Below are 15,398 nucleotides of genomic sequence, written 5' to 3' on the forward strand. Positions count from 1 at the left end.
CCACCATAACGGGCTATGATACCAAGGGAAGGGCTATTTATACGGCCTCCAAGAACAACTATCTGAACACCACGGACATCGTGGAGACCGAACTTGATTTCGGGGGGAAGGTGGTGCGGACCGTGACCACTCACCAGCGCATCGGGGAGGCCGACATAGTGGGCACGGACCTGTTCGAATATGACCATCAGGGCAGGTTGCAGTGGCAAAAACAGACCATTGGCGGCCAGGCCCAAGAGACATTGGTGGAGAACACCTATGACGACCTTGGCCAGTTGGAGAGCAAAGAAGTGGGAGGAGGGCTGCAGACAGTGGACTACACATATAACGTTAGGGGCTGGCTAAAGGCCATTAACAATCCCTCCAGTCTGGGCAGTGACCTCTGGGCATTCAAGATCAACTACAACACAGTGTCCCATAGCGGTACGGCACTGTTCAACGGAAACATAGCCGAAACGGAGTGGCGCACGGCCAACACGGACAACAACTTGAAATGGTACCGATATGGGTATGACGCGCTGAACCGGATCACCTCTGCAACGGCCAGCAGTGCCAACTATCACCTGAACAGTGTGTCCTATGACAAGAACGGGAACATCCTTGCCCTGAACCGAAAGGGGCACACCAACAGCGGGGCCACCACTTTTGGTGTCATGGATGATCTGGTCTATACCTATGACAGCGGCAACAGGCTTGTCAAGGTGCTGGACAACGGCAATGACGACCATGGCTTTAAAGATCTGGTGAACCAGACCACGGAGTATACCTATGATGCCAACGGCAACATGACGTCCGACCTCAATAAAGGAATAGCCGCAGGGGGGATAGAGTACAATCACTTGAACTTACCTGTTAAGATTACAGTAAACAGTTCTGAATATAATGGGACTGTAGATTTCATTTATGGTGCCAACGGAAAGAAACAGAAAAAGATACTTAGTACGGGTACTACCAAAGATTATGCTGGAAACTATATTTACAGTAATGGAAAACTGCAGTTTTTCAGTCATCCAGAAGGTTATGTGATTCCGAAAGACCCCGATGATTATTCACAAGGTTTTGATTACATTTATCAGTATAAAGACCAGTTGGGAAATATAAGATTGAGCTATCAAGACATTAACAATGACGGTTCAGTGGACAGTTCTGAGATATTACATGAGAGGAACTACTATCCCTTTGGATTGGAGCATCGTGGTTATAATGGCAATATACAAGGCGTGGAAAACAATCATTTTACGTATCAGGGTCAAGAACTTACAAAAGACTTGGGTTTAAATTGGCATTCGTTTAAGTGGAGAAACCATGATCCTGCAATAGCTAGATTTTTCAACATTGACCCGTTGGCAGAGAAATTCCCACACAATGGGCCTTACAATTTTTCAGAGAATAGAGTAGTTGATGGCATCGAACTGGAAGGATTGGAGGTTTTGCTGATTGGAAAATATACTACAGGTAGTGCAGGAATTAGCGTATACGGTGGCGGCGGTGTTGTTGTAGCTCCCGATGGAGTATATGGTTTTGGAGAATATGGTGTTGGTTTTGAAACAAATGTATCCATATCAAGTGAGATAGGAGTAACTTTTTATCCTTCAATGCCTGCCGCCAAATATGCCGCTGGCGATGGTTATTCATTGGGTGTTAATGCCAACGTAGGATTAATAGCAAACGGAACAGCTTCAATCAATGCTGTGGAATCTTCTGGTTATCTTGGTGTTAGTACAACATTTGGTGTCGGTGCGGGCTTACCTGGTGTGGTGGCCTCCATTAGCGGATACAAATCCAATACTACCCTTAAGCCAATATCTGATTTAGCAAATAAAACGGTAGCTCTAGATGCCCTGAATTCTGCAAAATCTAATCTACAAGGGACGTATGGTGAATTAGCTCGGGAAAGAAATTCACTTATCAAACAGCAAAATCATTTACGGGAGACAAGTAGGAATATTGTAGGTAGTTTGGAGTCGATTAGCAACCCTGAGGAACGTAGTGCAAAATTACGTGAACTCAAGGCCAATCTTGATGCTCTAGATTCTTCCGAGGCATCAATGAATAATTTAAATGAAAACATAAATAATGTTCAGAACCAGATTGACCAGATAAATCAAGCCATAGATAATTTACAGTGAGAATTAATAATGAATTAAGATATTTAACAACGCTACTGCTTTTGACGGTAGCGTTGTCATTTTTTCCACTTAATGGAAAGATAGGATACTCGATTCTATTTTTCTTTTTTCTATCTAGTCCAGTATATTATTACTGGTCTTTCAGGAAGTTATTGACGACTTCATTGCTTTTGAAAGAGAAGCATAGCGATTTTTACATGAAAAATTTAAGTAGAAGAAGATATGGCTCTCTTTGGTTGATTTCCGTTCCAATATTTGGTTTTTTAGAAAAAATGAAATCGCTTGAGGACAATGAAGTTCTAGAATGTGCTGAAAGTTTAAAAAGGTTATCGAACTACAGTTTTTATTGCCTTATTATTACGGTTGTGGCAATGTTAGTTTTTACTATAGTCCAATGAAAAAGAATTCAAAAAATCATTAAACACTAGATTCTTCTCATCAAATTTGTTTTTAGTCGTTGTCATGCTTATATCATAAAAAGAATCGTCTATTATTAATATGACCTTTCTCCACATCACTGGGAAATCCTCAACATTAGCCTGACATTTATAGTATACAGCTTTTTCGTTTTGGAATATCCCATCCCTTTTTTCCAAGATTTCAAAGTTCTTATATTGATTACTGTCATCCCATTCCTGCTCTATCAATTCAGCCCTTATATTTAATGGTATATCATGGTTGCTTTTAACCACTACAGAAATATTAGTTGCAACTTGATTTACAGTGTCTTTTACGGGTTCGTATATTAAAACTTGGTGATGAATGGATTCATTTGCAACTTTCCAATCAGAAGGATAATCAAAAGAAAAGCCATATTCATTATCGTGATAAGTTCTTGAACCTTCACTACAGTTTAAAAATAAAATCAGAATTAAAACTATTGAGTAAATAGGTTTTTTTGACATCATTATGCGATTGACTTTAGCTTCACGTTCTTGATAAGCGCATCTAGAGTATAGAGTATATGCTCTCTATCTTCCTCTTCCATCTGCTGTACCTCGAGGACACGTTTTAGGAGTTGCCTGTCCACTTCCACATCGGTCTTGCCCACCAAATAATCGAGGGACACTTCGAGCAGGTCAGCCAATTTTGTGGCCGTCTCTATCGAGGGCTTCATCTCATCACGTTCATAGCGGCCGATGACGGGTGCCTTGGTGCCAAGGTGCTTGGCCACTTCTTCCTGCGACAGTCCCATGGACTTCCCTACTTCCGATAGGCGTTTGCCAAAACTCATAAGTACTGTTTGTTATGGATAAACCTAGTGTTCAATAAATGTACAGAACCTAAAAGTATTTATCAAATGGTATATGTTTACCCCTTGGATTTATGGACTAGAGCCGCTACTTTTTGCTCCAATTGTTCAATCTTTTTTTGTTGGGCTTTGTTTTGCTTGTTCTGCTCAATAAGATATAAGGTTAGCTCCTCGATTTTCTGTAGTAGTTTGGCGTTCATTTCCCCCAAATTGACACCGTTTTCAATGATCTCCGTTTCATTGGGGATATCTGGGAGATGCTGGTTTTGCAAAATATAGGCTTCCAGTTCTTCCAAGGTTGGGATTTCGTAATCCTTGGCAAAGACAAAATCGGACCATCCACTGGCCTCTACTTTGATTTCCCGAGCCCCAATGGAACCCTCAACTGCAAGTTTGTGGCTTCCAAATGTTGTGGTGCCTATGCCTAATTTTCCTTCCGCAAGATTGATGTTTCCTGTATAAGTATGGGCGTTATCGGGCAACTTGTCGAAAATCTTAAGCACGCCACCATTATCTGAGAGATTGGAATCTGAAGTCGCTCCCAGTACAAGGTTGGCATACTGTGAACCGGTAATATTAAAACCTCCTGTATTTACTCCAACGGTTGCTTTTACCCAAATCTCAGAAAGGCTGCCTTTGTTTATCAATGCAAACTGAGGTTGGTTCCAAGAGGCATAGCCCTTGGTCCAGTGGTATTGGGTCAGTGAGTTCGAAGAATTGATAAATTGGATTTTTCCACTGGAAATCGAGGGATTGTGGGATGTGGTTTGGTTGTATGTGTATTCGATTTCCGCATGCCTGCCACCCATGGTGGCGACTAGGTACCAGTTACCATCACCTGGTAGATTGAAACTTTGGCCATGACTCATAACACTTGTCAGAGTAAATAAAATGTATATAGGGAAATACAGTCTTTTCATAAGTTGATGTTTATCATTTGAATTTTCCACTTTTTTGAATCTGTTTGATGATCTTGGATTGTGTTTCCAACTGCTCCTGATGAATCAAATTCTGTGCTCTCAATATTTTCAACTCCTTGTTTTGCTCAATAAGATATAGGGTAAGCTCCTCAATTTTCTGCAGTAGTTTGGCATTCATTTCTCCCAAATTGATACCGTTTTCAATGACTTCCGTTTCACTGGGGATAACAGGCAGATGCTGGTTTTGCAAAATATAGGTTTCCAGTTCTTCCAAGGTTGGGAGTTTGTAATCTTTGGCAAAGACAAAATCGGACCAAACGTTGAGTTGAACCTTTATCTCTTTGGATCGGATAAGGCCATCGAACATAAAGGTGTCGTTTTTAAAATTGACCTTTAGTTCATCGTTTACCCTAAATTGGAGCCCATTGTCCACCGTGGAACTGGCATTGAAATATAATCTCCAATGACTGGAGGGCAAATTTGACGCATTGATTCCCCTAAACCCAAGAACACCAATGACATCCAAATTGTTGATGGGGCTGGAGGTACCTACTCCCAACTTACCCATAGAATATAAATTGCCCAATTTTAAGCCAGTAAATTGTGTGGTACCATCTGAATTCCAGAAGTGGATCAGTTTTTTGTTGCCATCGTAAAAAAGTTTGGCAAAGGACCCATCATCATAACTGCTGCTATATGCATTCATGGTGAAATAACTATTTGTGTGGTTCAGAATGCCACTGACCGGACTCTGTGAATAAAGATTGATTGTAATTGATGGGATAAGAAATAGAAGGAAGTTTTTCATAAGGATGGATTTTTATTGGAGTTCAACAGGAATGCCTGGTCATTATTCTAGCTTTTGGATAAACACGGTCGCCTCCAAAAAGTCTTGCCCTGTCCGGTAATTTTTTTGTTTCACCAAATTTAGATGGACCACCTCCCCAAAACTGGATTGCATTTCAATGGAGTGAACGGCCTTAAGGATATCGATAAAAGTACCCCTTAGCACAAAGTTAAAAGTCTTGGATTGGGTGCCAGCCATTTCATGGACATGGGGCGGGTCAAAGTTTATCACTTTCAAATGGTTCCGTTCAGCTTCTTGGTTCACCACCCGTAAGAGATTATTTTCTATGGATGTATTGTCAAGGTTTAGACTTTGCAGTATAGAATCCAGATATGCTTCCTTTTTATGCAGTAGGAGCAGTTGCTGTGATAGGTTGTTGTACTGCTGCTGTTCCTTTTCCAGGTCATGGTATTCTTTCCGCATTTGGATGGTTTTGGATATGGCAAGGGCATAGCTGAGCATCAGCACCAGCATAAAACTAACCAAAAGGGCAAAAACTTTATTTTTTAGGATCTTCGACACTTATCTGTACCTTGAATTCTGAGCTGTTGTTATTTTTATAATCGTAGTCCATGGTCTCTACCTTTTTGACCCAATCCAGGGTTTCAAGGCCGGTGATCCATGTGGAAAAATCTTCACTGTTGGAAGAAGAGCCCAAGACCAAAATGACATTGTCATACAATAAGATAGGTTTTGAGGTCTGAATAGGCATTTGCAGAGGGCTGTACTGCACTTCTGAGAACAATATGCTTTCTGGAGTGGATAGGGCCAATCTATCCAAGTAAAATGAGGTTCTGGAATTGGAAAAGGAAATGATGGCATCCACTTTTCTTTCTTTTTCTCCAACTTTCTCCCTTAAAAGGGTAAGGTTCTTCTTGTTTTCGGTATCTAGGGCCAAACTGGTCTTGATGCGCTCTGTTTTTTCAAAGTAATGGTTGAAAATCAGAAAATTGACAAGTAGGATACCCAGTATGGCAGAAATGAAAACGCGTAGAAGGACACTAAAGGTTCTGTTGGAAACAAATGAATTTTCCAAAGCCTCTATGGTTTCCTTGAAATTGGACTCCTGGCCATGGTTTCCAGATAAAAAACTAACCACTCCTGAAAATCCGAGCAGGTCGGTATTGGCCACTATCAATCCGTTGATAGTATACGTTTGCTGTATGGGATCTGTGTTCTTGGAAATGATCACGCCCCCAATGTCATTTCCTTCTTTGCGTATGAGGTCAGCGTTGGTATATAATGTATGGTCCTGCACATGGTCCCAAATGGAAACCAAAACGGAAGTGCCCAAGGAAATTCCGGCCAAGGCAAGCTTATGCGACTTTATCTTATCAACCAGTGCATCGAGTTCCTGTTTTTTACAAACACTGATAAAGGAGGAGGGGTTTAGGTCAACAATTTGATAGTAGAAGTTTCCAAAATTGAGCCCGGGAAAGAGGTTTTCCACAGCGGCCCTATCTTTTAAGGTGGAACCTGCATGGGTTCGTTTGGTGATTACACCCTCTGTATTGTAAACCAAGTATAAGGGGATCGTTTTTTTTGCCTTTTGGGCCAGTATGGAGAGATCATCGGTAAGAAAACGGTTTATGATCACCAGCTCTCCCTTTTTTTTGGACACTTCCAACAAATGAATCTTTGTCGTCCCACCCGATTGAAAGACTTCCATTCCATAAAAGGAGCTTCCTTTTGATAAATATGTTTTTAGACGTCCAAGCACTAGTAAATAACTGTTGGTTTAATGAGAATGGTGAGTTTTTGTTTGGAATCTTCCCTTTTTCTTTGACTGAACAGCCATTTGATTACTGGTATCCTAGCCAATAGAGGAACCCCGCTGCCCGAATCGTTTTTAACCTTCTCTTCAAGTCCGCCCAATATGGCCAAATCCTGGTTTTGCATCCGGATGATGGAACTGAATTCCCGGGAAGTCAGGCCAGGGGGGGCATCGTCTTCGATACGTTCACTACTAAAGTCGGATTGAATGACATTGATGTCCAAGGTTACCTGCCCATTCCCGGATACCAAGGGTTTGATGCTCACGGCAAGTTCTGCATCGATGGGGAGGTAATTCCTGATCTCTGAAGTGCTGGGAATCTGGGACCCATAAAAACTTTGGCTAGTGACCACATAATAAGTGGTTTCCCCAATGGACAAGTTTGCCCGGTGGCCGTTCAAGGTGGAAAGTTTGGGCGTGGATCGGATCTTGATATTACCGTTGGCTTCCATGGCTTTTATGGTCGCAAAAAATTCAGGGACGACCTGACCAATGTTAAAAGAACCAAAACCGTCAAAGCCACCAATAATTTTATTGACCGTTTTGGCCCCCAATGTCAAATCTGCTTCAGGAAATAACCTTCCGGATGTTTCAACTGGTTCATCTCCTATTCCCCAACTGATTCCGGTTTCCACAGTGGCGGATTTTCGCACCTCAATGATCATGACCTCTATTAATACAACTGGGACGGGCTTGTCAATTTCCTGTATGAACTTTTTGAATCGATTGATGTTGGCTGCTGGACCACTGATCAAAAAACTGTTGAGTTCAAAATCCATTTTGATGTCCAGATCTGCGACAACTTCATCTGGAAGAATACTAACGATGGCCTCCGCACTTGAATTGTAGTTATCAAATTGATCTTCACGTGGATTTATCCTTTGAGGATTGATGCCCATGTTTTGTCCATAGTTGGCCTGCCCATTCCCAAAACCATTGGCACCATTTTGGAAATTCCCATTTCCATAATAGTTTACACCACCGGCTACTGTTCTGCCCGCAGACCTCCTGTAGCCGGAAGATTGGGAGGGGTCTCCAAGAAGCTCAACGGATCGGTGCATCATTTGGACGACTTCCAACTTACGGACACTTAATTGGTCAGCTGTGCCGAAAAAGTATAGATTTCCCTCTTTTTTGAACGTAAAATGTGTTTGATTGGAAAGGGTGGCGGTGTTCTGATTTAAGTCCCCCCTGTTCCGGGACGGATTGGACATATCATTTATGAAGGGGTCAGGGTTCTTGTTGCTCCCTGTTGTCCCATTTTCAAATATCTTGGTCAATAGTTCGTCAAAATGGATTTCCTTGGCATTCATAGTCACATTACCCGCATGTTCAAGAGAGGATGCCATATATACATCCAAATGCAGATCGTAAGTGATTTCATCAATGACATCGGCAATAGGGACATTTTTAAAATCAACATTTAGTAATTGGCCAATGGTGTCCAATACCTCGTATTGGAAATCATTGTTTTTCATGCTGATACTTCTGGGCGTATTTGGATCAGTGGAGGTTTGTACCATATCGAATAGGTAAAACCCGTCCCTTGATTTAGAGTAGACCAGATTGTTGGTTTCCGCCAACTTTTCCATGGCAAGGTCCAAGGGTACATTCTTAATATATAGGGTCAAAGGCACATTTTCCATAGCGCCATTGAATAATAAGTTTTGTCCTGTTACGTCTATTATTTTTCGGAACACCTTTTCCAATGGATCATCCTTAAGATCCATGCTCACAAGATTGTTCAAAGCATCAAAGGATACCTGTATTTCTTTTTCAGGGATAACTTCAGGCGGCGGTTGGTATTGATATATGGAGAGGATGTTTCCGCTAAAATTGATATCGAGGGCATATTGTTTGCATAAAAAAACCAAAAGATCGGCTACTGTTACATTGGAAAAATTATTGACAATATTTATTCCTTGAAGGCTTGGGTCTATATTGATGTTTATCTTGTGTACTTGAGAGACTGCCAAGAGAAAATTGGACAATGGTACACTGTTGACATTAATGTCCAATTTTAAATTTTCTGATAGTCCAGGGTTGTCAACGCTAAGTGCTTCAAGATTGTTCTTAATATTTAGTATCCGATTGTCTTCTTGCGCAAGGGTGGGGATAAAAAAAAGTAATAATATTGGGAACAAAAGGTTTCTCATATTTTTTAATTGGTTAGTAGAGGATAGACCTCTTCGATTGAGGTTATCCCTTCTTGCACAAGCAGTAGGGCATTTTCGCTCAAGGTTTTGATATTGTTTTCTTTTAAGAAATCATCGATGTCCAAAGAATTGTTTTTGATGTGCGCTACCAAGGGTCTCGAAATGGGAATGATTTCATAAATGGCCTTTCTTCCCTTATAGCCGGTATGGTGGCAATCTTGGCAACCAATGGGGATGTAATGGTATTGCAAGCTTTTTGGGGGACTATAATTTTCCGGAAAGATTTCAGGGTTGATATCTTCCTTTTTTTTACAGTTTACACATAATTTTCGAACCAAACGTTGGGCGACGCTTATGTTCAAGGTGCTGGCAATAAGAAATGGCGGGACCCCCATATCGATCAATCTGGATATAGTGGCCCACGCGGAATTGGTATGGATTGTGGAGAGTACCAAATGGCCGGTTAAAGCAGCCCTTATGGCCATATTGGCTGTTTTTACATCCCGAATTTCACCTACCATTATGATATCAGGGTCTTGACGTAAAAAGGTTCTCAAAGCACTGGAAAAATCCAAACCTATGCTTTCTTTGAGTTGGACTTGGTTTACGCCTTCAAGCGTATATTCAATGGGGTCCTCTATGGTGAGTATATTTGTTTTTGAGTCGTTCAACAACTTTAAGGTAGCATATAAAGTGGTTGTCTTGCCAGAACCTGTTGGCCCGGATATCAATATGATTCCAGTAGGATTTCTGATGCCCTCAACATATCTTCCGAGCTCTTTTTTAGTTAAGCCCAAGTCCTGTAATGTCAAAGATTTTGTATCCTTGTTGAGTATACGAAGAACAATTTTTTCGCCGAAAAGTGTCGGTAGGGTGGATACCCGTATATCAAATTCGTTGTTTCCTTTGGACTTGATGGTGATACGTCCATCCTGTGGCAATCTTTTTTCCGCAATATCAAGACCTGCACGAATTTTTATTTTGTTTATGATGGTAGGATACTCACCTATTGGTATATGGTACTGCTCGACCAATTTACCATCCAACCTAAAACGTATCCTACATTGTGTCTCATAGGGCTCAAAATGGATATCACTACTCCCAATTGCTTTGGCATTGAAGATAATTTTCTCTAAAAAATCAGGTGTGTAATGAAATTCAGAGTTATGATCATGTTGTGCCTTACGGTAATTGGCGGTTAATAGATTCTGTAACTTTTCTGTTGGTATTGGCTCGAGTTCCAGTGGAAAATCCAGAACAATTTTCAGCTCGGAAAGAAGATTTTCTTGGCGGGAAGTGTCTGTCCAAAAAGTTAAAACATTATTGTTCAATTGTTTTGGAACTATTCTGTAAAAAAAAGCTTGCTCCGCGGTAATATGTTGAGCCAATTCTTTTGGTATGGAAAAACTTTCACTCATTTCAGTTGCCATAAAACAATGAAGTATTAAAAATTAGACCATGACCAATTGTGACAATCAAAAAGAGTCCCATAAATCCTGCCAAAGGGATGGTGTCCGATTCCATACGGCGTTTGAATATGACGAAAGCCAGCAAGGAAAAAAGAATGGAGCAAACCAAGAGAACTACAAATGAAATGGTCGGAAAACCTGTAGCAAACGCAAAAAGGAAGAGAACATCACCCAACCCCATACTATGATCTAAAAACCTTTTTTTGGTGATCAATTTGGTATAGATGAATAGAATGGAAACAATACAGCTGACCAAAACCCAGTTTATGGCCAACTGATTAAGAAAGACCCTCCAGTCAACCGCCAGAAGATAGTGGAGTGCCGCGAACAGCAATGCAATTATAGGGAAGAGGAACCATAAGACCTGTCTTTCCCTAAAATCTTGCCAAGCTATTGCTCCAAGACCTGAGATCAATAAAAGCTTCAATACAACGATCAATCTTTTACAGTTTGTTTTGGATTTCCATTTTCATCAATTTCCCAAACATTGAATATACCATCGCCATCGAAGTCGGTGATTGCCTCTGCTCTTGCCTTGAACTGTCCGTTGTCGGCACTGATGATTTCATAGACATAGTTGGCGGTCCCATTCTCCTTTACTGTCTTGGGAGCTTCAAAATCCAGTTCATCCAAATTAAGGGAGTATTTGCTGTACATGTACCTATAAGTGGTCTGGGCATTGTACAATGCCTTTAATTGTACCTGGGCCTCCACACTTTTTGCCTTGGATATCAATGGCATAAGGTTGGGAAGTGCGAGAAGTAGCAATATCCCGATGATGGCCAAAACGATAAGGGTTTCCTGCAAATTGATGGCTTTTATTTTTTTTCCAAGCATAACTTTTCCGTAGTTGGGTTGTGTTGGGCTCATTTACTTTTTTTTTTGAATCGGAACAATTAAGTTGTTTGAAAAATACAAATTATATCCTACCAAAAGGTTAATTCAATTCTGATATGCCTAGAGTTTATTCTTGATAAAATTTACTTAAAACCCAATATATTGGCAATCAGTTTTTTAGGCGGGTTTTTGGTGGAAGTGTTAATAAAAAATTCTTTCCTTGAATAAAAATAATAAAAAGCTTACAGAAAAAAATGTTACTTTTCTTTCAAACTAACCATTGCCATATATTTTGTTGAAAACTATAGATGAACGGCTTACGCTTGCCTTGCTATTCGCCCAGAGCTATACGAATGGGGCTATTCTGCACTTAAGATACACACTTAATGTTCATCTGCTCCAACAAGTTTTCAGTTTTATTCCATTTACTTTTTATCCAAACGGCAGGCTCCTTTTTTTTGTCCATCGGTTAAGCTTACCGCCCTGGACCTCTCAAAAAACAATAAACACTGGGAAACCTTTCCTTCTCTTCTATATGTGTCTGGATGTATTTTTTAACACTCAATATTTCATGAAATGGGTATTAAGATGACTGAAAAAATCAATGTGACATTTTTTGCTATTGTAATAGCGCTTTTGACCACTACAAACACATTTTCCCAATGGCAAACCAATGGTCAGGATATTTATTATAATGGAGGCAATGTTGGAATAGGAGCTTCTGCACCTAATTCTAGACTACATGTTGAAGGTAGGATAAGGGCAGGTCATTATGGAGCCCTTCATTTGGATTGGACCTATCAAACCAATTGGAATGGTCATTCAAGTAAATGGGCAGGTCATATTGGATTTAATGCTTATAGGAATAATGATGATCCAAAGGATTATTTTTTTGGATCAAACAAATATACTGGGAAAGGTGTTTTTGAAGGTTCAAATTATGGTTTTAGATGGTTGTACAGAAACACTATTGACAATGATTCTGATGGTCAGCACCTACTGGTCGAATACATGCGTTTGACAAATAATGGGTATTTGGGTATTGGTACAACTTCCCCTGACTCTAAGTTGACCGTAAAAGGAAATATCCACGCTGAAGAAGTCAAGGTCGACCTTTCCGTTCCCGGACCTGATTATGTTTTCAAGGAGGGGTATGACCTCAAGACCCTGGAAGAAGTCCAAAACTATATCAAGGAGCACGGCCACTTGTCCAACATACCATCAGCAAAGGAGATGGAAGCGAATGGTATCAAACTGGGAGAGATGAACATGAAACTCTTGGAGAAAATTGAGGAGCTGACATTGTACATTTTGATGCAGCAGGATGAAATGAAGTTGCTAAGAGGAAATTCCAATAGATTGGAATTAGAACTTGACTTAATTAAGAAGGAACTTAAATCAAAAAGAAATGTCTATGACAACAAGTAAAATCACAGAAATCCTTCTGTTTTTCATGCTATTGGGAGCTTCTGTCATATATGCACAAGGAAGACTAATAAAATTGGGTAGTAACAATGGGTACCCGGAATATAAGGTAGGGCAATTACCATATTCTTCTGGATCCAATTTTCAAAAGATTAAGTTGGAGATTTTTGGAGGTAGTTGGCATAATAATACACTAGGAGAGAACACTTATCATATATCTACAAGGGATGGTATTAAAGTGACCCAAGAAGTTCATGGCGGCAGTTATGATAGATACATTTTAAAGATTTATGACAATGGAAGCAATTATGATTTTGTGGTGAAGATTACTGGTCATTATCCGCTTATATATGTAAGGAGCAGAATAATGGATTCTGACTCGATCTTGACGGAAAATGTCATTTTGGAATATGATCCAACTGGTAAAACAGACATTTCGTCCCAGATAATTCCAACGGTGTTGTATGCATCCAACAATAATGGAGATGTAGGCATTGGTACCACCTCACCAGATTCCAAATTAACGGTCAAAGGAAAAATCCATGCAGAAGAGGTCAAAGTGGACCTTTCCGTTCCCGGACCTGATTATGTCTTCAAAGAGGGATATGACCTCAAGACCCTGGAAGAAGTCCAAAACTATATCAAGCAGCATGGCCACTTGCCCAACATACCATCAGCCAAGGAGATGGAAGTGAATGGTATCCTATTGGCAGAGATGAACATGAAACTGTTGGAAAAAATTGAGGAATTGACGCTTTACACTTTAGAGCAAGAGAAGAAAATAGAAGCAATGTTATTGCGAATAGAAAATTTGGAATCAAAAAACTGATCAAACGATGATAATACAGAAAATCAAAAAAGGCATGTTGTGTTTTTTCCTTATGACAATGTCTTTTATGAATGCGCAGTGGCTGGAAAATGGAAATAGCCTTACTACAACTGACATTGTGGGAATAGGCACTAGTAATCCGGACGCTGCCCTACATGTAAATGGAAGTAATGGGGATTATATTCTAAAGCTAAACAATAGTATACGGTTTAGGGGTGATGGTGTTATTGAGTGGGGCACTTCAACTAATTATGGAATATTAAGTTGGGACACTGATGAGGCTATTATTGGAGGAAAAGCAGGTAAGGGTCTTAGTTTAAGAGCCGATGGAGGGGAAAAGGTTAGGGTTTCGACAAATGGTTTTGTAGGGATAGGGACTACTGTCCCTGATGCAAAGTTACATGTTTATGGTAATAACGTAGGTTCTGGTAATATATTGGCATCTATCATGTTGGGAAAGTCAAACGGGCCTGAAATACAGGCTATCCAAGAAAGCACCGACGATGACGTCCAAGGTCTATCATTTAGGGTTAAAACAAGTGCTCTGGCTGCTGCCCCCAATTTTGAAGCGCTACGTATCAATAGATATGGTGATGTTGGAATTGGTACGTCTGCACCAGATGCCAAACTTGCAGTCAACGGAAACATCCATGCCAAAGAAGTCAAAGTTGATTTATTTGGTTGGCCGGATTATGTTTTCAAAAAGGGGTACAATCTCCCTACCCTAGAAGAGGTGGAAATGCACATCAAAGAAAAGGGCCATCTCATCAACATTCCCTCGGCAAAGGAAGTGGAGGAGAATGGGATTGTACTCGGGGAGATGAACAAACTGCTCTTGGAAAAGATTGAGGAGTTGGTGCTGTATACATTAAATCAAGAAGAGAAAATTAAAAGATTGGAAGCTTCGAACAAAAGAATTGACTTTTTAGAGAAAGAGTATAAGAAACTTTTACAAGAAATTCGGAATGGGAAAAATTAGTTTAATAGTCTTGATGTTGATCGCCTCCTGTTATGTAAATGCGCAATGGGATACAACGTCCATAAGCAATGAAGTAAGTACGGCCGATGAAATTGTAGGTCCGGTTTTAAGAATCAATAATGAAATAAGAATCCCAAATACATTTAGCGCCGCAGATCCTACCATTGGTACTTTGGATAATACCTCGTATGGCATAAACCTTCACAAAACCAATGGCATTGGCTTTGCTTTTGATGGGGTGCACCAGTTGGTCTTTAAACCTAATGGGGATACGGGTATTGGTACTACATCACCACAAGGGAAACTACATGTATCCACCGGCACTTTAGGAGATGCCATCTTAAGATTGGAGGCAGATACTGATAATAACAATGAATTTGACAATCCCATATTCCAGTTTCGGCAAGACGGAGGATTGACGGGTATAAACATGGGTTTTTCAGAGGAAAATTTCGGGGGGAACATATTTGGCATTGGAACTAGAGTATCCAACCAGGACTCATGGGATGCTCTTACCATTAATACTGAAAACGGCAATATCGGAATAGGAACAAAGAATGCAGGTACTTGGAAACTTGCAGTGAAAGGCAAGATCAGGGCCGAGGAGATTAAAGTGGAGACCGGGTGGGCAGATTATGTTTTTGCGGATGGTTACCGTCTTCCCAGTTTGGAAGAAGTTGAGCGGCACATTAAAGAAAAGGGCCATCTCATCAACATTCCCTCGGCCAAAGAAGTGGAGGAGAATGGGATTGAATTGGGGGAGATGAACAAGTTGTTGTTG

At 40.5% G+C, this 15,398-nt stretch carries 13 protein-coding genes and 1 pseudogene; 5 read left to right on the forward strand and 9 right to left on the reverse strand.

Going from position 1 to position 15,398, the window contains the following annotated elements; all coding sequences use genetic code 11:
- A partial coding sequence (locus tag FOT42_RS18180) for an RHS repeat protein (protein ID WP_470295079.1) occupies positions 1-2,129 on the forward strand: 2,129 nt, incomplete at its 5' end.
- A 374-nt stretch (positions 2,130-2,503) separates the two neighbouring features.
- Here the strand turns inward: FOT42_RS18180 and FOT42_RS17555 are convergent.
- The 9 genes from FOT42_RS17555 to FOT42_RS17595 all read right to left on the reverse strand — a co-directional run bounded on the left by FOT42_RS17555 (position 2,504) and on the right by FOT42_RS17595 (position 11,417).
- Positions 2,504-3,034 (reverse strand): PsbP-related protein, encoded by a 531-nt coding sequence (locus FOT42_RS17555; protein WP_226789945.1) that lies wholly within the window; start codon positions 3,032-3,034, stop codon positions 2,504-2,506.
- A gap of 2 nt (positions 3,035-3,036) precedes the next feature.
- A complete protein-coding gene (locus FOT42_RS17560; RefSeq protein ID WP_151891742.1) occupies positions 3,037-3,363 on the reverse strand; it encodes a helix-turn-helix domain-containing protein in 327 nt (108 codons plus the stop codon).
- A gap of 77 nt (positions 3,364-3,440) precedes the next feature.
- Positions 3,441-4,250: a hypothetical protein gene (locus FOT42_RS17565; protein ID WP_151891743.1), complete on the reverse strand. Its 810-nt coding sequence runs from the start codon at positions 4,248-4,250 to the stop codon at positions 3,441-3,443.
- 64 nt (positions 4,251-4,314) lie between these two features.
- Complete coding sequence (locus tag FOT42_RS17570) at positions 4,315-5,109, reverse strand: hypothetical protein (RefSeq protein WP_192938440.1); 795 nt, start codon at positions 5,107-5,109, stop codon at positions 4,315-4,317.
- 42 nt (positions 5,110-5,151) lie between these two features.
- Positions 5,152-5,670 carry a hypothetical protein gene (locus FOT42_RS17575; RefSeq protein WP_151891745.1) on the reverse strand — a complete coding sequence of 173 codons (519 nt, stop codon included), beginning with the start codon at positions 5,668-5,670 and terminating at the stop codon, positions 5,152-5,154.
- Entirely contained in the window at positions 5,648-6,769 is a 1,122-nt protein-coding gene (locus tag FOT42_RS17580) for a hypothetical protein (RefSeq protein WP_151891746.1), read from the reverse strand. The genes FOT42_RS17575 and FOT42_RS17580 overlap by 23 nt, the downstream gene beginning before the upstream one ends.
- Positions 6,770-6,867: 98 nt before the next feature.
- The gene (locus FOT42_RS17585; RefSeq protein WP_226789946.1) at positions 6,868-8,940 is read right to left on the reverse strand and encodes a type II secretion system protein GspD; all 2,073 of its coding nucleotides are present in this window, start codon (positions 8,938-8,940) and stop codon (positions 6,868-6,870) included.
- Positions 8,941-9,083: 143 nt separating this feature from the next.
- Positions 9,084-10,508, reverse strand: a complete 1,425-nt coding sequence (locus FOT42_RS17590) for a GspE/PulE family protein (protein WP_226789947.1) — start codon at positions 10,506-10,508, stop codon at positions 9,084-9,086.
- Positions 10,509-10,982: 474 nt separating this feature from the next.
- Positions 10,983-11,417 carry a general secretion pathway protein GspG gene (locus tag FOT42_RS17595; protein WP_226789948.1) on the reverse strand — a complete coding sequence of 145 codons (435 nt, stop codon included), beginning with the start codon at positions 11,415-11,417 and terminating at the stop codon, positions 10,983-10,985.
- A 543-nt stretch (positions 11,418-11,960) separates the two neighbouring features.
- Here FOT42_RS17595 and FOT42_RS17600 point away from each other — a divergent pair.
- From FOT42_RS17600 to FOT42_RS17615, 4 genes and pseudogenes are all read left to right on the forward strand, one after another.
- Positions 11,961-12,812 carry a tail fiber protein gene (locus FOT42_RS17600; protein ID WP_151891748.1) on the forward strand — a complete coding sequence of 284 codons (852 nt, stop codon included), beginning with the start codon at positions 11,961-11,963 and terminating at the stop codon, positions 12,810-12,812.
- Positions 12,799-13,638 carry a tail fiber protein gene (locus tag FOT42_RS17605; RefSeq protein WP_151891749.1) on the forward strand — a complete coding sequence of 280 codons (840 nt, stop codon included), beginning with the start codon at positions 12,799-12,801 and terminating at the stop codon, positions 13,636-13,638. The genes FOT42_RS17600 and FOT42_RS17605 overlap by 14 nt, the downstream gene beginning before the upstream one ends.
- A 7-nt stretch (positions 13,639-13,645) precedes the next feature.
- A complete protein-coding gene (locus tag FOT42_RS17610; protein ID WP_151891750.1) occupies positions 13,646-14,617 on the forward strand; it encodes a hypothetical protein in 972 nt (323 codons plus the stop codon).
- Positions 14,604-15,398 (forward strand): annotated as a pseudogene (locus tag FOT42_RS17615) (tail fiber protein); the annotation flags it as partial. The gene FOT42_RS17610 and the pseudogene FOT42_RS17615, both read left to right, overlap by 14 nt.

The organism is Flagellimonas hadalis, from assembly GCF_007785775.2.
Taxonomy (GTDB): Bacteria; Bacteroidota; Bacteroidia; order Flavobacteriales; family Flavobacteriaceae; genus Flagellimonas; species Flagellimonas hadalis.